Here is a 22,028-nt window from a genome sequence, read left to right as displayed (position 1 = left end):
CCTCACTCAAGGGATCGCCGGCCCGGCATGTCGCCGGACCAGCCCTGGATAGTTGATTGATGAATGGTTCATGCGGGCAGGCACGCCTGTTCCTGGCGTTCACCGTGCGTCGCGCAGCAATGCTCGATCACCGCCTGCAGCTCTTCCTGCAGCCCGGCCATCAGCCGCTCGATGGTCGAACGGCGATAGAGGCGCCGGCTGAACACACAGCGCAGGCTCAATCGCCCCTCATAGACCTGGCCAACGATCTCCAGCCAGGCATTCAGCGGCGCGCTGGCGGCGTAGGCATCGCCGGCGCTTTCCTGCACCGGCGCGAACAGCGCCTGGTCGTCGAAGCCCTGATCGAACTGCCCCAGATAGTTGAAGATGACCTGCGGCTGCGCCCGCTCCGCCAGGCGTCGACGTGTCGACTCGTCACCCAGATAACGCAGCACGCCGTAGCCGATGCCCCTCTGCGGCAAGGCGCGCAGCTGATCACGGACCGCCGGAATCGCCTCGGCGTAACCGCCCTCGCCCGGTGTCAGGCGCAGCGGGAACAGGCTGGTGAACCAACCCAGGGTGCGGCTGTGATCCAGATCATCGAACAGGTCCTCACGACCATGACCTTCCATGCCGACCAGCACCGAGGCGCTGTCGCTCCAGCGGCACAGCGTGCGGCCCAGGGCGGTCAGCAGCAGATCGTTGATCTGCGTCCGATAGGCCTCCGGTGCGACCTTCAGCAGTCGCTCGGTCTGCTCCGGCGCAAGGCTCCACTGCACCTGCTCGCGGTACGCCACCCGGGCGTGACCACGCGGGTTGTCACGCGGCAGATCGACCAATCCAGCCGGCTCGGTCTGTGCCAGCCAGTAAGGCAGTTCCGCCGCCAGGCGGGGATGCCCGGCATAGCCGCGCAAGCCATCGGCCCACGCCTGGTAGCTGCAGCTTGGTGCAGGAAAGCTCGCTGCCTGCCCTTCGCACAGGCGCCGGTAGGTCTGTTGCAGCTCCTCCAGCAGGATGCGCCAGGACACCCCGTCAACGCCCAGGTGATGCGCGACCAGCAGCAGGCGCCGGCTGCCGTCGGCCCGTTCGCTATAGACCGCCCGCAACAGGCGCCCATCGGCGAGGGACAGGCTGCGCTGGGCCTGATTGGCGATGGCCACCATCGCCGCGGAGTCGGCCGCCGGCCGAACCCACAGCAGCGGATCCTCATCCAGCCGGAGCGCGTCCATGTTCTGCTGACGCTGGCGCCACTGACCGTCCGCGCCCCGCTGGAACGCCAGACGCAAGCTGCCGTGCTCACTCAGGACCGCGCGCAGCGCCGCTTCGAGCCGCGCGCAGTCCAGCGGCTGCCGGCACGCCAGCAGCACCGACTGGTTGAAGTGGTCAGGCTCTTGCAGGCCCTGTTCGAACAGCCATTGCTGGATCGGCAGCAGGCCGAAGCTGTCGCCATCCTGTACCGCCGATGCAGCGAATTGTTCGGCCGCGAGGGCGGGCTGTGCGTCGCGGCGTTCCAGCAGCGCGGCGATGGTCTGGTACTGGAGGAGATCACGCAGGCGAATGTCCAGCGCCGGATCGCCGCCCTGGCGCACCTGGGACACCACCTGCAGGCTGAGGATCGAGTCACCGCCCAGGTCGAAGAAGTTATCGTGGATACCGACCCGCTCGACCTGCAGCACCTGCGCCCAGATCGCCGCCAGCATCCGTTCGGCGTCGTTGCGCGGCGCAACATAGCCGGTGCCTTCCCAGCTCGGTTCGGGTAGCGCCTTGCGGTCGACTTTGCCGGCCGGAGACAACGGCAGGCACTGCAACGCCAGGATCTGCGCCGGCACCATGTAATCCGGCAGCTGCGTGCGCAGATAGCTGCGCAAGGTGTCGCCATCGACGTCACCAACCACGTAGCCGATCAGCTGCTTGCCGCTCGCTCCATCACGGGCGACCACCACGGCCTCCCGCACCTGCGGATGGGCTTGCAGGCGGGCTTCGATCTCGCCCAGCTCGATACGGAAGCCGCGGATCTTCACCTGATGATCGATACGCCCGACATACTCGACGACCCCGTCGGAGCGACCGCGCACGAGGTCACCGGTGCGGTACATGCGGCCACCCGGCTCGCCGAATGGATCGGCGACGAAACGCTCGGCAGTCAGCGCCGCACGCTGGTGGTAGCCACGCGCCAGGCCACCGCCGCCGATATACAGCTCGCCAGCCACACCCAGGGGCACCGGGCGCAGTTCTTCGTCGAGGATGTACAGCCGTCGCGAGCCGACCGCCGTGCCGATCGGGGCGTAGGTCGCCTCGCAGCGGGTCGTAGCGTCGGCCTTCCAGAGCAAGGGCGTGACCACGGTTTCGGTCGGCCCATAGCCGTTGATCAGGTGCTCGGCACGCAGGTTGTGACGGGCCAGTTCGAAGGCGGCTTCGGCCACCGCATCGCCGCCGAAGCAGTAGATCCGCATGCTCGGCGCATGCCCGCCTCGCGCCGCCTGATCGGCCAACTGCTGAAGGTAGACCGGCGGAAACGCGGCGACGGTCACCGCATGCTCGCGCAACTGCTCCAGGGTTTGATCAGGCGCCCACAGCGCATCGCCGCGGATCAGCAGGCTACCGCCGTGGCTGAGCGCGGTCAGCCAGCGTTCATGGGCACCGTCGAAGGCGAACGACATGAAGATCAGCTCGCGGTCGCTCGGCCCCATCCCATAGCGCTCGCCAATGGCACGGCAATGCATGGCGATCTCGCCATGGGCCACCGCCACGCCCTTGGGCTGGCCGGTGGAGCCGGAGGTGTAGATGAGGTAGGCCAGGTTGCCCGGCTGCAACGACACCTGTGGCAGTTCGGCGCGCTCGCCAGACAACTCGAGCCCGTCCAGTTCCAGGCAAGCGACGCCCTCGGGCAGGGGCAAACGGTCGCGCAGACGGCTGTCGGTAAGCAACAGGGCGATACCGGCATCCTGCATCTGGAAGGCCAGGCGCTCGCGTGGGTAGTCGGCATCCAGCGGCACATAGGCGCCACCGGCCTTGAGCACTGCCAGCAGCGCCAAGGGCAGCTCGACGCCGCGTGGCAGGGCCACACCGACACGCACCTCGGGGCCGACGCCAAGCGCCATCAGGCGCCGCGCCAGGCGGTTGGAGCCTTCCTCCAGTGCCTTGCGATCGAGGCGCACGCCTTCGCTGATGAGCACGCACGCGTCCGGTCGCTCGCGGTTATGCCGGGCAATCGCAAGGTGCACCGGCTCGAAGCTCTCGACGGCCGGCGCCTGGCCGTGCAAGCGCGCCTGGGCGTCCAGCTCGGCCACACTCAAGCAAGCCAGATCGGCGATGCACCGGTCGCCGCCCTCCAGCATCGAGGCGAGGATCTGTTCCAGATTGGCGCGAATACGCAACGCCGCCTCGTCCGTGAAGTGGCTGCGCAGGTACTGGTACTCGATTTCCAGGCCATCACCGAGCCGTATCGCCAGGTCCATCGGCACGCTGGTGACATCCTTGGATACCAGCTCGCCGAAGCGCGGGCCTGTGCCGCCGCCTTGCTTGAGCGCCTCGTCGACCGGATAGTTCTCGAACACGATGATGCTGTCGAACAGCGCCTGGCCACTGTGCCCGGCCCAGCGCTGAATGTCGTACAGCGGTGTGTACTCGTACTCGCGGACTTCGACGTTGTATGCCTGCAGCTCGCGCAGCCAGTCGCCGAGTTCGGCCTGCGCCGCCGGCGCCTGGACCACCGGCAGGGTGTTGATGAACAGCCCCAGCAACCCCTCGGCACCGGGCAGATTCGTCGGCCGGCCGGCGACCGTGGCGCCGAAAGCCACTCGGCGCTTGCCGGTGTAGCGCTGTAGCAGCAGTAGCCAGGCCGCCTGCAACAGCGTGTTGAGTGTCACTCGCTCGCGGCGGGCGAAAGCCCGCAGGCGTTCGGTGGCGGCCGTGTCGTAATGGCTGTAGGTGACGCCGTGGCCGCTGCCCTCGGCCGGACGGGGCAAGCAGTCTGCGAGCAAGGTTGGCTCATCCAGCCCAGCCAGTTGCTCACGCCAGAAGGCCTCGGCGGCGACCCCATCTTGGCGCTGTAGCCAGGCGATGTAATCGGCGTAGCGGGCAATCGGTGACGGCAAGGACTCGCCGGCATAGACCTGCAGAACCTCCTTGATCAGCTGCGCTCCGCTCCAACCGTCCGTCAGCAGGTGATGCATGGTCCAGATCAGTTGCCAGCGGCCATCGCCCAACGCCAGCAGGCTCATGCGCTGCAAGGGTGGCTGGGCGAGATCGAAGCCTTCGGCACGGTCGCGTTCGGCAAAGGCGACGACGTCCGTTTCGCCCTCGATCACCCGTATTTCGGCCGGCACCTGGCGGTGTACCACTTGCAGCGGCTGGCGCAGACCGCCCTGCCAGAGCAAGCCGCTGCGCAGGGTTTCGTGGCGTGCTACCACCTGAGCCCAGGCGGCTTGCAGGCGCGACGGGTCGAGATGCTCCACCACCACGCTGATCTGGTTCACGTAGAGCCCCGAACCCGGGTTGTCGAGGGCATGGAACAGCATGCCTTGCTGCATCGGCGACAGCGGATAGAGGTCCTCGATCTGTACTGCTGGCAACTCGAGCCCATCGAGTTGCGCCTGGTCGATGCCGGCCAGCGGGAAGTCCGACGGCGTCACCCCGCCCGCCTCGCCGTCGAGGCAATGCGCGATCAATGCGCGCAGCTCGTCGAGATAGCGGCGGGCCAATTGCTCGATCGTCGCGACCTCGAACATCTCTCGGCTGAAGGTGAAGCGCAGGCCCAGGCGGGCATCGAATACCTGCCCGTCGACACTCAGCCAGTTGCCCAGCGGCGCCTCGCCATCGCGGTTCGGCCCGGCGCTTTCGCTGGCCGGACGCAGCAGCGCGTCGTCGCCGAAACTGGCATCGAACTGGCCGAGGTAGTTGAAGGTCACCCGCGGCTCGTGCAGATCGTCCAGCCCTTCGCCGAGGTGACGCAGCAAACCGTAGCCGAGACCACGACGCGGCACCGCGCGCAGCTGCTCCTTGACCGACTTGATCGCCGCAGCCGGCTCGCCAGCGGCATGCAAACGCACCGGATAGAGGCTGGTGAACCAACCCACCGTGCGGCTCAGGTCGATGTCCTCGGACAGGGTTTCGCGGCCGTGTCCTTCCAGCAACAGCGAGGCGCTGTCGGCTCCGGTCCAGGCGCACAAGGCACGGGCCAGAGCCGTCAGCAGCAGGTCGTTGACCTGGGTGCGGTAGGCCGCGGGGGCTTGTTGCAGTAATGCGCGGGTATTGGCTTCGTCCAGCTCCAGACGCAGCGTATGCGCCTCCCGCTCGACCAGGCGGGCGTCAGTGCGGGCATCGGGCAGCGTCGCAACGGTGCCATCCAGTTGAGCACGCCAGTAAGCCCGTTCCGCCGCCAGTTCCTCGCTGCCGGCCCGTTCACCCAGGTGCTGCGCCCAGCGCTTGAACGAACTGCTGCGCGGCGCCAGGGGTTGGTTCCGGTAGAGCGCCTGCAGATCTTCCAGCAGGATGCGCCAGGACACGCCATCAACCACCAGATGATGGATCGCCAGCAACAGCCGTTGGCTGCCGTCGGCCATGCCCACCAGCACGACGCGCAGCAACGGGCCACGCGCCAGGTCGAGGCTGGTCTGAGCGGCGTGACAGTGGCTTTGCAGCTCGCTGGCGTCCGCCGCCTCACGCAGCCAGAGCAGGTCGGCATCGGGCTGCTCGGCGTGCACGGCGTGACGACCATCGGCGGCGAAACGCAGGCGCAGGGCATCGTGATGAGCGACCAGTGCTGTCAAGGCTTCGGCCAACCGTCGAGGATCGAGCGTTTCGCGGGGCTCCAGCAGCAGCGCCTGGTTCCAATGAGCGCGGCGCGGCATCGGCGTGGCGAGGAATGCCCTCTGAATCGGCAGGAGCGGCGTTTCACCCTGCTCCGACCCCTGCACGTCTTGCACCGCGGCGTCCCGCACAACCGCCGCCAGCGCGCGCAGGGTCTGATGCTGGAACATGTCCTTGGGGCTGAGTTGCAATCCTGCCTGGCGGGCGCGACTGACCACCTGGATGGAGACGATGGAGTCACCGCCCAGCTCGAAGAAGTTGTCTTCGCGGCCGACCCGCTGCACGCCCAGCACGCTCTGCCAGATCTCCGCCAACAAGGCTTCGCGCGCCGTCGCCGGGGCCTGGTAATCGGCCTGCGGCTGGGTGAGATCGGGTTCCGGCAGCGCCTTGCGGTCCAGCTTGCCGTTGGGTGACAGCGGCATGGCCTCCAGCACCAGAATGCGCGTCGGCACCATGTAGTCCGGCAACTGCTCGGCCAGGGCCTGGCGCAGCAGGTCGCCGTCGCAGCTGGCCACGGCGTAGCCCACCAGTTGCTTGCCCTGCGGCGTGTCTCGCGCCACCACCACCGCTTCTTCCACCTGCGGATGGGCCTGCAAGCGGGCCTCGATCTCGCCCAGTTCGATGCGCAGCCCGCGGATCTTCACCTGATGGTCGATACGGCCGACGTATTCGATGGCGCCATCCTCGCGCCAGCGCGCCAGGTCGCCGGTGCGATAGAGCCGCCCGCCTTCGCCGAACGGATCAGCGACGAAGCGCTCGGCGGTCAGCCCCGGCCGGGCGTGATAGCCCCGCGCCAAGCCCACGCCGCCGATGTACAGCTCACCGGCTACACCTTGCGGCACTGGCTCCAGCCAGGCGTCGAGGATGTACAGCCGCAGGTTGTCGATGGGCCGGCCAATCGGAACGATGTGCCGCGGGTTTTCCTCGTCGCAAGCCCAGTAGCTGACGTCGATGGCCGCCTCGGTCGGGCCGTAGAGGTTGTGCAGCTTGGCCGGATGACGCTGGCGGAACTGCTGTTGCAGCTCGTAGGGCAACGCCTCGCCGCTGCACATCACCTGCTTGAGCGATGGGCACAGCTCCAGCTCGCCGGAGGCGACGAAGGCTTGCAGCATCGACGGTACGAAGTGGAGCACGCTGACCTCGCCCGCGTTGATCACTTCACGCAGCGCCAAGGGATCGCGATGCGCCCCGGGTTCGGCCACCACCAGCGCCGCACCGGTCAGCAACGGCCAGAAGAACTCCCACACCGAGACGTCGAAGCTGAACGGGGTCTTTTGCAGGACCCGATCAGCCGATGTCAGGCCGTACTCCTTCTGCATCCAGTGCAGACGGTTGATCAGCGCCGCGCGGCTGTTGCCGGCGCCTTTCGGCTTGCCGGTGGAACCGGAGGTGTAGATCAGATAGGCCAGGTTCTGCGGCGTGCCGAGGGTCGGCAGGTCGCTGTCGTCCAGCGCCTCTACGTCCGACCAGTCGCGATCCAGGCAGAACGTTCGGGCATTCGAGGCCGGCAGCGTGTCGCGCAGATGTGCCTGGGTCAGCAGCAGCGTCACGCCGCTGTCGGCGAGCATGTGTTCCAGACGTTCGCGCGGGTAATCCGGGTCCATCGGCACGTAGGCGCCGCCGGCCTTGACGATGGCCAGGAGCGCCACCACCAGTTCGACGGAGCGCTCGGCGGCCACGCCGACCAGCACATCCGGCCCCACGCCTTGCCCGCGCAGCCAGCGTGCCAGACGGTTGGCGCGGCTGTGCAGCGCGCGGTAGCTCAGGCGCTGTGCGCCGAATTGCAAGGCCAGGGCATCCAGGCTACGCGAGGCCTGTTGTTCCAGCAGCGTTTGCAATTGAACGGCATCGGGGAACGCTGCCTCGGTGGCATTCCAGCCCTGCAGCAGCTGCGTGCGCTCAGCTTCTGCCAGCATCGGTAGCTGCCCCACCGACTGCTGCGGATCGGCCACCAACGCGTGCATCAGGTTGAGAAAGTGTCCACAGAGACGCTCGATGGTCGTGGCATCGAACAGGTCGGTGGCGTACACGAGCTGACCGCGCACCTGCCCGTCACGGCCCTCCTCGGTCTGCAACATCAGGTCGAACTTGGCGATGCCGGCGTCCAGCGTCAGGCTCTCCAGCGTCAGCCGATCGCCTCCGACACCGGGCAACTCGCGCAGCGCGTCGCGAGCGCTCGGCAGATGGTTGCAGGCCACCTGAAACAAGGGGTTGTGGCTCAGGCTGCGCTCCGGTTGTAGCGCGTCCACCAGCCGCTCGAAGGGCAGCTCCTGATGCGCCTGGGCATCCAGCACGGCCTGGCGCACCTCGCCGAGCAACTGGGCGAACGAGGCGCGCTCGTCGATTTCGCTGCACAGGACCTGGGTATTGACGAAGAAGCCCACCAGCCGCTCGCACTCGGCGCGGCCGCGGTTGGCCACCGGCACGCCGACGCGCAGCTCGCGCTGGCCGCTGTAACGCATCAGCAGCACGTCAAAGGCCGCTAGCAGCACCATGAACAGGCTCGCCCCCTGGCTGCGTGCCAGGCTGCGCAAGCCGTTCACCAGCGGCGCCGGTAGCTCGAAGTTCTGCGCGGCGCCCCGGTAGCTTTGCACGGGTGGACGTGGGCGATCGCTGGGCAGGGTCAACAGCAACGCCGGATCGCCGATGCGCCGGGTCCAGTAGTCGAGCTGGCGTTGCTCCTCGCCCGCGGCCATCCACAAACGCTGCCAGCGGGCATGGTCGGCGTACTGGATCGGCAGCGGAGCGAGATCGGCCTCGCGGCCCTCGGCAAATGCGCTGTAAAGGCTGGCGAACTCGTCGATCAGCACGCCCATGGACCAACCGTCGGAGATGATGTGGTGCAGGGTCAGCAGCAGGAGGTGATGGTCGGTGTCCAGACGCAGCAGGTCGAGCCGTAGCAACGGGCCTTCGGCAAGATCGAACGGCTGCCGAGCGGACTGTGCCAGGCGCTCACCGGCGCTGGCCTCACGCTGCGCAAGTGGCAGCGCCGACAGGTCCTGCTCGACCAGCGCCAACGGCAGCGTGGGCAGGATCACCTGGACCGGCTCACCGCCCTCGTCGCGAAACAGCGTGCGCAGGCTCTCATGCCGCGCCACCAGCGCCTCGAACGCACGGCGCAGGGCCGCTCTGTCCAGTGCGCCGCGCAGGCGCACCGCCGCCGGGATGTTGTAGGCGGCGCTGTCCGGCTCCATCTGCCAGAGGAACCACAGACGGCTCTGCGCCGGCGACAACGGCGCGCGATCACAGGGTTGGCGGCCGATGGGCAAGCGCTCCAGGCTCACCCCCTTTTCCCGCAACTGACGCAGGAAGGTCAGCTGTCGCTCTTCCGGGAGCGCACTCAGGCGCTCGGCAATTGTGCGCAGTTGTGCGGTTTGCGCGTCCAGCATCGTCATCAGAAGTTCTCCAGCTCGCCCAGCAACTCATCCATCAGGTCCAGTTCGGCGTTCTCCGGCGGCGCACTGTCCTGTTGCGCCTGCAGATGGGCGGCCAGCGCCTGGATGGAATTCAATTCGAACAGGCGGTGCAACGGCAGCGTGACGCCCAGGCGGTTGCGCAGCGTCATGCCGACCTGGGTCAGCAGCAACGAATGCCCACCGAGCGCGAAGAAGTCGTCGGTGATCCCGACCCGCTCGACCTGCAGCACCTGTGCCCAGATCGCCGCCAGCTCACGCTCCAGATCGTTGCGTGGGGCGACGTAGCCCGCTGCCGTGGAGCCGAACTCCGGCTCCGGCAGCGCCTTGCGGTCCAGCTTGCCGTTGGGCGACAGCGGCATGGCCTCCAGCACCAGAATGCGCGTCGGCACCATGTAGTCCGGCAACTGCTCGGCCAGTGCCTGGCGCAGCAGGTCGCCGTCGCAGCTGGCCACGGCATAGCCCACCAGTTGCTTGCCCTGCGGCGTGTCAGACGCCACTACTACCGCTTCTTCGACGTGCGGATGGGCCTGCAAGCAGGCCTCGATCTCGCCCAGTTCGATGCGCAGTCCGCGGATCTTCACCTGATGGTCGATGCGCCCGACGTACTCGATAGCGCCGTCCTCGCGCCAGCGCGCCAGGTCGCCGCTGCGATAGAGCCGCCCGCCTTCGCCGAATGGATCCGCGACGAAACGCTCGGCGGTCAGCCCCGGCCGGGCGTGATAACCCCGCGCCAGGCCCACGCCGCCGATGTACAGCTCACCGGCTACACCTTGCGGCACTGGCTCCAGCCAGGCGTCGAGGATGTACAGCTTGAGGTTGTCGATGGGCCGGCCAATCGGAACGATGTGCCGCGGGTTTTCCTCGTCGCAAGCCCAGTAGCTGACGTCGATGGCCGCCTCGGTCGGGCCGTAGAGGTTGTGCAGCTTGGCCGGATGACGCTGGCGGAACTGCTGTTGCAGTTCGTAGGGCAGCGCCTCGCCGCTGCACATCACCTGCTTGAGCGACGGGCACTGATCCAGCTCGCCGGAGGCGACGAAGGCCTGCAGCATCGACGGTACGAAGTGCAGCACGCTGACCTCGCCCGCATTGATCACCTGGCGCAGGGCCAGGGGATCGCGATGCGCACCGGGTTCCGCCACCACCAGCGCCGCACCGGTCAGCAACGGCCAGAAGAATTCCCAGACCGAGACGTCGAAGCTGAACGGAGTCTTTTGCAGGACTCGATCAGCCGAAGTCAGGCCGTACTCCTTCTGCATCCAGTGCAGGCGGTTGATCAGCGCCGCGTGGCTGTTGCCGGCGCCTTTCGGCTTGCCGGTCGAACCCGAGGTGTAGATCAGGTAGGCCAGGTTTTGCGGCGTGCCGAGGGGTGGCAGGTCGCTGTCATCCAGCGTTTCCACCTGCGGCCAGTCGCGGTCGAGGCAGAACAGTCGAGCACTCGACTCAGGCAACGCCTCGCACAGATGCGCCTGGGTCAGCAGCAGCGTCACGCCGCTGTCGGCCAGCATGTGTTCCAGGCGCTCTCGCGGGTAATCCGGGTCCATCGGCACGTAAGCGCCGCCGGCCTTGACGATGGCCAAGAGCGCCACCACCAGTTCGACGGAGCGCTCGGCGGCTACGCCGACCAGGACATCCGGCCCCACGCCCTGTCCGCGCAGCCAGCGGGCCAGACGGTTGGCGCGGCTGTGCAGCGCGCGGTAGCTCAGGCGCTGTGCGCCGAATTGCAAGGCCAGGGCATCCGGCTGGCGCGCGGCCTGTTGTTCCAGCAGCGTTTGCAATTGGACGGCATCAGGGAACGCTGCCTCGGTGGCATTCCAACCGTGCAGCAACTGCTCGCACTCGGGCGCTGCCAGCATCGGTAGCTCGGCCAAACAGCGGCCCGCGTCGTCGACCAGAGCCAGCAGCAAGCGCTCGAAGTGCTCGCGCACGCGCTCCACCTGGCTCGCCGCCAGGCGGTCTGCCCGGTAGGCGTAGCGCACATCCAGACACTCGCCGGCGCTGGCCACCAGGGCCAGGGCGAAGTGGGTGCTTTCCAGCGGTTTCTGGTTCAGCACGGTCAGATCATCGCCACCGCCCGCCAGGACGGCGTCCATCGGGAAGTTCTCGAACACCAGGATGCTGTCGAACAACGCCTGCCCCGGCTTGCCGGCCCAACGCTGTATGTCGTGCAGCGGGCTGTGTTCGAACTCGCGTGCATCCAGGTTCAGCGCTTGCAGGTCGCGCAGCCAGTCGCCAACACCCTGCTCCGGCTCGACCGGATGGACGATGGGCAAGGTGTTGATGAACAGCCCGAGCAGGCTTTCCGCCGTCGGCAATCCGGCCGGGCGGCCAGCGACGGTGGCACCGAAACAGGGTCGCGTCTGCCCGGTGTAGCGCTGCAAAAGCAGCAGCCAGGCACCTTGCAGCAACGTATTGAGCGTCACGCGCTGGGCCTGGGCGAACTGTTGCAAGCGACGGGTCGCGTCGGCATCCAGGCGGCTGCTGACCTCACGCGCGGGCTCTTCGGCTCCCTGACTCAGCGCGCCGGCCAGCAGGGTCGGCTCCTCGAAGCCGGCCAGCCGCTCGCGCCAGAAGCGCTCGCCGGCGGCAGCATCCTGGGCCTGCAGCCAGGCGATGTAGTCGCGGTACTGGCCGGCCTGCGCCGGCAGCGATTCGCCCCGGTAGAGCGCCAGCACCTCGCCGATCTGCCGCGCGCTGCTCCAGCCGTCGGCGATCAGGTGGTGGCAGGTCCAGATCAGGTGGTAGCGGCGCTCGCCCAATCGCACCAGGGCCACACGCTGTAGCGGCGGCGCGGCCAGGTCGAAGCCCTCGGCGCGCTCGGCTTCGGCCAGGGCATCTGCTGCCGCCGGATCGAAGCCGCGCTCGCGCCAGTCATGTTCGCGTACCGACAGCTCGGCCTGGCGCAGCACGAACTGCAAGGGTGCGCCGCCCTCGGTCATCAGGAAACCGGTGCGCAGCGCGGCGTGACGGGCAACCACGCGTTGCCAGGCAGCGATGAAGCGCGACGCATCGAGCCCGTCCAGATCCACGCGCAGCTGGTTGACGTAAAGCCCCGTGCCCGGCACATCGAGGGCATGGAACAGCAGCCCTTGCTGCATCGGCGACAGCGGATAGAGATCATCCAGATTGGCTACGGGCAGCGCGAGGCCGTCCAGCGCGGCCTGGTCCAGCCCGGCCAACGGCACGTCGCTTGGCGAAAGACGCGGCGCCGCCTCCCGCACGTGAGTCAACAGCCCGAGGAGTGATTGCTCCAGGCCCTGGACCAGCGCGTCGATGGCCTCGCCAGTGAACATGGCGCGGCTGTAGGTCAGCTCCAGCTCCAGACGACCCCCGATTACGCGGCCGTTGATCACCAGCCAGTTGCCCAGGGGCGCATTGTCCGGCTGGCTGCGACCGGCGGACTCGCTGGCCGGACGTAGTGTCGCCTCGGCGCCGAACTGCTGGTCGAACTGGCCGAGGTAGTTGAAGGTGACACGGGGCTGGCCCGCGGCTTTCAGCACCTGCGCATGGCCACTCAGGTAGCGCAGCACGCCATAGCCGATACCGCCGCGCGGTACCGCACGCAGCGCTTCTTTCACCGCACGCAGCACCGCACCGGGCTCGCCGCTCGGGCGCAAGCGCAAGGGGTAGAGACAGGTGAACCAACCGACCGCAGCCGACAAATCCAGTGGCTCGCTGTCGTCGAAGGCATCGCGGCCATGGCCTTCCACTTCCAGCAGCGCCTCGTCGGCGCCGGTCCAGTCGCACAGCGCGCGACCCACAGCGGTCAACAGCAGGTCGTTGATGCGCAGGCGCTGAGCGGCCAGGACCGGACCGAGCAGCTCGGCGGTGGTGGAAGCGTCCAGGCTCAGGCGACGCTGCTGCGCTTCGCGCCAGGTGGCCGGTGCATCGGGCACGGCTTGCGGGATGCGCGGAGCGTCGGCCAGTTGCGCCTGCCAATATGGCAATTCGGCGGCCAGTGCCGGGCTCGTCGCCAGCGCCTGCTGACGGGCGGCCCAGGCGGCATGGCTGTCGCCTTCGACTGGCAATGCAATGGGCTGGCCGGCACGGGCGGCGCGATAAGCGCGGTGCAGGTCATCCAGCAGGATCCGCCAGGACACCCCATCCACGGCCAGGTGGTGAATCACCAGCAGCAGGCGTTCGCCGCCCTGCTCCAGCCTGACGTGCATGGCGCGCAGCAGCGGACCCTGGCGCAGATCGAGGCTACGCTGGGCCTCGTCGCACAAGCGTTCGAGCGTCTGCTGGTCGGCAGCACGACGGCGCCAGAGCAAGGTCAAGTCGAGCGCGCCGAGCTCGGCGATGCGCAGGCGCGGGCTGTCGCCGTCCTGCCGCAAACGCAGTGCCGGATGACGCTCCAGCAATGCGTGAAGGGCGCGGTCGAGGGCATCGAGATCGAGCGGCTCAAGGGGCTCCAGCAGCACCGCCTGGTTCCAGTGATTGCGCAGCGCGGTCGGCACCCGCTCGAAGAAGCGTGCCTGCACCGGCGCCAGCGGCGCTTCGCTGCTGAAGGGTGCGACGGCCGGCGTCGCAACGGCCGTCGGCACGGCACGGGCCTCCAGCCATTGCGCCAGCTGACGCACGGTCTGCCGCTCGAACAGCTGTTTGGGACTGAGCTTGAAGCCCAGTTTGCGGATACGCGCGATGATCTGCAGGCTGAGGATCGAGTCGCCACCCAGCTCGAAGAAGTTGTCCTCGGCGCCCACCCGCTCGACCTTGAGCACGGCCTGCCAGATCGCTGCCAGTTGCCCTTCCAGCTCGCTCAGCGGTTGCTCGTCATGAGGGGTAGCAACAGCACCCGGGCGCGGCAGCGCCTGGCGGTCGACCTTGCCATTGGCGGTCAGCGGCAGCGCCGGCAGCAGCATCAGGTGCGCCGGCAGCAGGTATTCGGGTACCTCGGCGGCCAAGGCCTGGCGCAGCGTTTCGGCATCGCCGTCGGCCACACACCAGGCCAGCAGGCGCATCGGGCCGTCGCCCTCACGTTCGGCCAACACCTGTGCATCACGCACGCCCGGCAAACGCTTGAGGACCTGGGCCAGCTCCGCAGGCTCGACCCGGTATCCGCGGATCTTCACTTGCTCGTCGAGACGACCGAGAAATTCGATTTCGCCGTCGGCGCGCAGCCGGACGCGGTCACCGCTGCGGTAGTGGCGTTCGCCGTCCAGCTCGACGAAGCGCTCGGCCGTCAGCGCCGGCTGACCGAGATAACCCTCGGCCAGCCCGGCACCGGCAATCAGCAATTCGCCCGGCACGCCCAGCGGCACGCTGGCGAGCTGCGCATCGACAACCCGCACTTGGACATTGGGCAGCGGCCGGCCGATCGCCAGGCTGCCGTCCGGCAGTGCATCACCGGCACGCCATTCGCGGGTCAGCACGCCGACCGTGGTTTCGCTCGGGCCGTAGTGGTTGACCAGCCGCAGCGCCGGTGACAGCTCACGCAGACGGGCCAACAGGGGCGCGCTGGTGGCCTCGCCACCGACGATCAGCAAGCGACGCGGCAATACGCTGGCCGGTTGCGGCGCGGCGGCCAGCAGGCCGGCAAGATGGCTCGGGACAATTTTCAGTACGTCCACCGCGCGCCCTTGCATGAAGGCGGCGAAACGCTCGGCATCGGCCACTTCGTCGGCACTCGCCAGGCACAGCCGCCCGCCGCTGCACAGGGCACCGAACAGGCTGGTATGGCCGAGATCGGCCGCGACCGACGACACCAGCGCCCAGCCCTCGCCGGGCTGGCCGTCCAGGCGCGTCAGCACTCCCTGCACGTAATTGGCCAGGGCTGCATGGCTGACTACCACGCCCTTGGGCTGGCCGGTGGAGCCGGAAGTGAAGATCACGTAGGCCGGGCTGGCCGGGGCGATGGTCACGGCCGGCGCATCGGCCGGGGCATCGGCCAGGAAGTCCTGCGGCCCCTCGGCATCCACCCGCCGCGCGGCATTTCCGAAGATCGCAGCGACCTCGGCATCGCCCACCAGCACCCGCCGCGCCCCGCTCTCGGCAAGCAATCCTTGCAGCCGCGCGGCCGGCAGCGCCGGATCCAGCGGTACGTAGGCGGCGCCGCTCTTGAGGATGCCCAACAGCATCAGCACCCAACGCGCGCCACGGACCTGGCAGAGCGCGACCCGTTCGCCAGGCCCCAGTCCCTCGGCCCGCAGCGCTTGGGCCAGGCGGTTGGCAGCGGCGTCCAGCTCGGCATAACGGTAGCGACCATCCCAGGCCTCGACCGCTACCGCATCCGGGTGCGTAGCGCGGTGGCGAGCAAAGAGTTGCAGGACGTCGGCCGCGGGCCACGGATGACGTTCGCCGGCCAGCTGCGAACGGGCCCCCGCCGGCGCCGGGGCCAGGCGTGCCAGCGGTTCGAACGGCCGGGCACAGAGTTGCTCGAGTTGCCAGGCGAAGACTGTCGCGATGCGCGCCACAGTGCTGGCATCGAACAGATCGCGGGCAAATACGAAACTGCCGCGCAGACGGCCGTCATCACTGGCTTCGGCCATGTCCAGGGCAAGATCGAAGCGCGCGCCGTACTGCTCCTCGCTGAACAGTTCCAGGCGTAGCGCACCGGCGGCCGGCAAGGTGCTGACGTCGAAACCGAAGTTGAACTTGACCTGCGCCAGCGGGTTCCAGGCCAGGCTGCGCTCGGGTTGCAGCGCCTCGACCAGTTGCTCGAACGGCAGATCCTGATGCGCCTGGGCACCGAGGGCCAGGGGTTTGAGGCTGGCCAGCAGATCGGCGAAAGATCCCTGCGGGTCGATCCGGCAGGGATAAACCTGCGTGTTGACGAAGAAACCGATCAGCCCTTCGGTTTCCAGTTGCTGACGGTTGGCGACCGGCACGGCAACGCGCAGGTCGTCCTGGCCGCTCCAACTGCGCAGCAGCACGCCGTAGGCGCTCAGCAACAGCATGAACAGCGTGACGTCCTGGCTCCGTGCCAGGGTTCTGAGGCGTTCGCTGAGCTCGGCATCCAGCTCGAAGCCGAGGCTGCCACCGCGGTAGCTCTGCTGGGCCGGACGCGGGCGGTCGGTAGCAAGGGCCAGCACCGGGTTGTCGCGGCCGAGTTGCTTCACCCACCAGGTCAACTGCCGCTCGCCTTCGCCACCGGCGAGCAGGGCTCGCTGCCACTGCGCGTAGTCGGCGTATTGCACCGGCAGCGCGGGCAATGGTGCGTCGACACCGTCGAGGGCGGCACGGTAGAGCGCCGCGAATTCATCCATGAGTACACGGATCGACCAGCCGTCGGAGACGATGTGATGCAGGGTCAACAGCAGCACATGGTCGTCGTCGGCCAGGCGCAGCAAGGTCAGGCGCAGCAGTGGGCCGTCGCGCAGATCGAACGGGCGTGCGGCCTCCTCCTCGGCCAGGCGGCGCGCCTGGGCCTCGGCGTCTTGTCGAGTCGACAGGTCCAGGCGTGCCAGGGGCAGTTCCAAATGGGGATGGATGATCTGGCACGGCTCGCCGTCGCGCTCGTCGAAGGTAGTGCGCAGGGTTTCGTGGCGCTCCACCAGCGCAGCGAAGGCCTGGCGCAATGCAGCTTCATCCAGCGGGCCACGCAGGCGCAGTGCGCCCGGCACGTTGTAGGCGGCACTCTGCGGCTCCATTTGCCAGAAGAACCACAGGCGGCTCTGCGCCGGCGACAGCGGCAAGGCGCCGTTGCGCGGCAGCGCACGCAGCGGCGGCCGACCAGCGCGGCCATCGAGGGCCGCGACACGGGCGGCGAAGGCATCCAGCCGTGACGCCTCGAAGATCACCTGCAGCGGGCAATCCAGGTCGAGGTCGCGACGAATCCGCGACACCAGTCGGGTCGCCAACAGCGAATGGCCACCGAGCTCGAAGAAATCGTCTTCGCGGCTGACCCGTGGCACCTCCAACAAACCGGCCCACAAGTCAGCGAGCTGATGCTCCAGCCCATCGCGTGGAGCGACATAGTGGTCGGCTGCAACCTCCGCGACCTCGGGCAGCGCCTTGCGGTCGATCTTGCCGTTGGCGTTCAGCGGCAGGCGCTCCAGGCCGAGGATCTGCGCCGGCACCATGTACTCCGGCAACTGCTCACGCAGCGCCGCCTTCAGCGTATCGATCGGCTGCACCGGCGCCACGTAGGCCACCAGCCGGCGGCCGCCCGCGCCGTCGCGGCAGACCACCGCCGCCTCGCGCACGCCGTCCAGCGCGCGCAGGCGCGCTTCGATCTCGCCCGGCTCGATACGAAAGCCACGGATCTTCACCTGCTGGTCGACCCGGCCGAGGTAGTCCATCACCCCGTCTTCACGCCAACGCACCCGGTCGCCGGTGCGGTAGAGACGGCCACCGGCCGCGCCGAACGGATCGGCGACGAAGCGCTCGGCAGTCATCCCGGGCCGCCGGTGATAACCGCGCGCCAGCAACTCGCCGCCGATGTACAGCTCGCCGGCCACGCCGCGCGGCAGCGGTTGCATGTGTTCGTCGAGCACGTACAGCGCACGGGCGCCGACCGCCTCGCCGATGGGTGCATAGGCTGCGCCGCAGCGAGCGCTGGTATCGGCTTTCCACAACAGTGGCGTGACCACCGTCTCGGTCGGCCCGTAGCCATTGATCAGATGCTCGGCCTTGAGACTGCGTCGTGCCAGCTCGAAGGCCGCTTCAGGCACGGCATCCCCGCCGAAGCAGTAGATGCGCATGCCCGGCGCATGGCCGAGGCGCGCCGCCTGCTCGGCCAGTTGCTGCAGGTAGGCCGGTGGCAGAGCGGTGACCGTGACCTGATGGCGCTTGAGGCGTTCGAGGGTTTCTTCCGGCGTCCACAGCGCCTCGCCGCGCACCAGCAGGCTGGCGCCATGAGACAACGCGGTGAGCCAGCGCTCGTGAGCACCGTCGAAGGCGAACGACATGAAGATCAGCTCGCGATCGGCTGGGCTCATGGCATAGCGCTGGCCGATGGCACGGCAATGCGCGGCGATCTCGCCATGGGCCACCGCCACGCCCTTGGGCTGGCCGGTGGAGCCGGAGGTGTAGATCAGGTAGGCCAGGTTGGCCGGATGCACCCGCGAGGGTGGGCAAGCGCTTGGCCAGGCGGACCAATCGAGACAGTCGAGGTCCAGGCGTTGCACATTTTCGGTTGTGGGCAGGCGCTCGGCCAGGGTGCTGAGACTGATCAGCCAGCCGATGCCGGCGTCCTGCATCAGCCAGCTCAGGCGCTCGTGCGGGTAGTCCAGGTCCAGCGGCACATAGGCGCCGCCGGCCTTCATCACGGCCAGCAGTGCCAACGGGATATCCACTCCACGCGACAGGGCCACACCGACGCGCGCTTCCGGACCGACGCCTGCCGCCACAAGCGCCTGGGCCAGGCGGTTGGCCCGTGCATCCAGCTCGGCGAAGCTCAGCTCGCGGTCGTCATCCAGCACCGCCACGGCTTGAGGACGCTCGGCAGCCTGGGCGGCAATACACGCGGCCAGGGGTTCGAAGGCGACCTTCTGGGCCGGCGCATCGGCACGCCACAGCGTGGCATCGAGCCAGGCGCTGGCCTCCAACGACGCGTCGGCGGGCTGGGTTGGCAAGGCGCGCAGCAGCGCAAGGAACTGCTCGACCATGCGCGCCACACCCTCACTGGCATAGCGTTCGGCGGCGTAGCAGACGCTCAGCTCGATGCCATCGCGGCTCTCGCGAACGCGCAGGACCAGGTCGAAAGGGGTTTCCAGGTCGATCTGCCGCAGGCTTTCCACGGCCAGGCCCGGCAGGCTGGGATCGGTGCGCACCTGGTAGTCATAGGCCACCTGGCACAACGGATGCCGGCCATGGCTACGCTCGGGCTGCAAGGCTTCGACCAGTTGCTCGAACGGCAGGCCCTGGTGCGCCTGGGCCTCGAGCAAGCCGTCCCGTACCTGGCGCAGCAGCCCGGCCAGGCTCGGGTTGGCCGACAGGTCACTGCGCATCACCAGCAGGTTGACGAAGAAGCCCACCAGCCGCTCGCTGGCAAGCCCGTCGCGGCCGGCCTGGGTGAGCCCGACGCGCAGGTCGTGCTGGCCGGTGAAGCGCTGCAGCAGCAGGTTGAAGGCGGCCAGCAGGAGCATGGCCAGGGTGACGCCATGACGCTGGGCAAGGCCGCGCAGCTCGGCAGCGAGGCGGTCATCGAGGCGCTGTTGGACGAAACCGGCGCTGCGCCCCGCCTTGTGAGTACTGGCCAAGGCGTAAGGCAGCTCCAGCGGTGAATGCTCGTCGCCCAGATGCGCACGCCACCAATCCAGCAGACGTGCGCCCTCCCCGGCGTCCAGGGCCTGCTGTTGAGCGGCGGCGATGTCGAGGTACTGGACCTCGAGTGCCGGCAGCGTGGCGAAGCGGTCTTGCAGGCGCGCCGCATAGCAGGCGGCGAACTCCTCCAGCAGCAGATTCAGCGAGGCCCCGTCCGCGACGATGTGGTGCACGCATAGCAGCAGCGTCTGTCGACCTTCACCCAGGCGTTGCAAACGCAGGCGCAGTAGCGGGCCGCTGGCCAGATCGAAGGGCTCGGCGGCGAAACCGGCCGCATCGGCCTCGGCGGTATCCGGCTGGGCGCTCAGGTCGATATCGCTGAAGGGCACCGCGCCAGGCTCGGCGAGTCGCAGCTGGACCTCACCGTCGGCGCTTTCGATGAAGCGGCTGCGCAGGGTTTCGTGGCGCACGAGCAGATCGGCGAATGCCTGTCGCAACGCGGGGCGATCCAGCTCGCCACACAGGGTCAGGCTGCCGGCGATGTGATAGAGCGGGCTGTGCGGCTCCAGCTTCCAGAGAAACCACAGACGGCGCTGGGCCGGTGACAGGGGCAACAGATCCGCCCGCGCCAGGCGGGGCACGTTGCGCGGTGCTCCAGCGGATGCCGTGTGGTTGGCCAGGGCCGCGACGAACGTGCCCAGTTCGGGCGCTTCGAACAACAGCCGCATGTCCACCGCATGTCCCTGGCGTTCCCGTAGGCGAGCCAGCAGTTGGGTGGCGCGGATCGAGTCGCCGCCGAGGGCGAAGAAGTGGTCGTCGCGAGCGACCTGCGGCACCTGCAGCACCTCGCACCAGAGCGCGGCCATGGCCTGCTCGGCCTCATTCAGCGGTGCCACGGTGGCAGTCGCCGGATCAGCGACCGAAGACTCCCCGGCGCGCTGTACGGCATAGGCATCGAGGGTACCGTCGGCCAATTTGTGTCGGCAGGCGGAGCGCTGCAACTTGCCGCTGGAGGTCTTCGGCAATGCGCCCGGCTCCAGCAACGCCACCACCAGCGGCGCTTCCTGGAAGGTTTCCGCCAGGGCGGCGCTGATCGCCTTGATCAGCGTGGCGGCTGGCACCAGCTTGCGCACGCTGCGACCGACCTCGGCGGCGATGCCGATGCCTTCACGACCATTGTGCTCAACGGCGAAGGCCGACACGCGACCCTTGCGCACCACGTCCACCTCCTCTTCCACGCAGCGCTCAATATCCTGCGGGTAAAGGTTCTGGCCGCGGACGATGATCATGTCCTTGAGCCGGCCGGTCACGTACAGCTCATCGTTGTACAGGAAGCCCAGATCGCCGGTGCGCAGCCAGGTGCGGCCGTCGCGTTCGATGAACACCTGTGCGCTGGCCTCGGGGTTGCGCCAGTAGCCCAGCGCCACACTCGGACCGCTGCTCCAGATTTCACCGACGCCACCCGGCGCCACCGTCTCACCGCTGACCGGGTCGACCAGCTGCACGTCGTGGCCCGGTTGCGGACGCCCGCAACTGACCAGGGTGGTGCCCTGGCCGGGACGGCCTTGATTGGCGGCCAGCGCCGTCGGATCCACGGCCATCAGACGGATGCCCTTGCCGCGCAGGCCGCCGGCGACGAACAGCGTCGCTTCGGCGAGGCCGTAGGACGCGTAGAGCGCGTTCGGATCGAACCCCACCGGGGCCAAGGTGCTGGCGAAACGCTCCAGGGTATCGGGGCGGATCGGTTCGGAACCGGAGAACGCCAGCCGCCAGCTGCTCAGGTCGAGGCCGTCCATCGCCGACTCACGGATGCGCTCGCAGCACAGCCGGAAGGCGAAGTCCGGGCCGCCGCTCACCGTGCCGCCATAGCGCGAAATCGCTTCCAGCCAGCGCCGCGGACGCTCGAGGAAGTAGCGCGGTGACATCAGTACACAGGGAATACCGCTGTAGATCGGCTGCAGCAGGCCGCCGATCAGGCCCATGTCATGAAACAGCGGCAGCCAGCTGACCATCACGTCGTCGGCCCGCATGTCCAGCCCATGGCGGATCAACCGCTCGTTGGCCAGCAGGTTGCCATGGCTGACCTGTACGCCCTTGGGCGTCGAGGTCGAGCCGGAGGTGTATTGCAGGAAGGCGATGTGCGTATCGCTCAGTTCCGGCATCCCCCATTCCGGCGCGAGGCCGGTGGGCGTCTGGTCGACCGCGAGCAGCTGCGGCGAGGCACCGGCAGTGCGCTGGCAAGCCGGACGCAGGCCATCGAGAAGGCTGGAGTCGGTGAGGACCAGGCTGGGCTCGGCGTCGTCGAGGATCGCCCGCAAACGCGCCAGGTGCTGGGGGCGCACCGATTCCGGCGGATAGGCCGGCACCGCGATGATGCCGGCATAGAGGCAGGCGAAGAAGGCCGTCACGTATTCCGTGCTGCTGTGCAACAGCAACACGGCGCGGTCGCCGGGCCGGCCATGTTGCAGCAACCAGACGGCCATCTCCCGGGCGCGCTCGTCCAGTGCGCGATACGTCAGCGGTTCGTCGACCCCTTCGGCAATGAAGCGCAGGGCGATATCGTGTGGCGTTTCGGCGGCGCGCTGGCACAGCACCTCGACCAGGTTGGCGGCAGCGTCGTAACGATCGTTCATGGCATCACCTTGAAACGCGGCGGGTGTCTGGCACCCACCGAGAAAT

The 22,028-nt window shown here is 68.2% G+C and carries 2 protein-coding genes; both read right to left on the bottom strand.

What is annotated here, in order from left to right; all coding sequences use genetic code 11:
- Positions 1-68: 68 nt before the first annotated feature.
- Positions 69-9,185 carry a non-ribosomal peptide synthetase gene (locus tag KVO92_RS00260; RefSeq protein ID WP_217473671.1) on the bottom strand — a complete coding sequence of 3,039 codons (9,117 nt, stop codon included), beginning with the start codon at positions 9,183-9,185 and terminating at the stop codon, positions 69-71.
- A complete protein-coding gene (locus KVO92_RS00255; protein ID WP_217473669.1) occupies positions 9,185-21,982 on the bottom strand; it encodes a non-ribosomal peptide synthase/polyketide synthase in 12,798 nt (4,265 codons plus the stop codon). Before KVO92_RS00255 ends, KVO92_RS00260 begins: the two co-directional genes overlap by 1 nt.
- Positions 21,983-22,028: the final 46 nt, after the last annotated feature.

Origin of the sequence: Stutzerimonas stutzeri (genome assembly GCF_019090095.1) — a bacterium.
Classification (GTDB): Bacteria; Pseudomonadota; Gammaproteobacteria; order Pseudomonadales; family Pseudomonadaceae; genus Stutzerimonas; species Stutzerimonas stutzeri_AN.
This window is presented reverse-complemented; position numbering and strand designations above follow the sequence as displayed.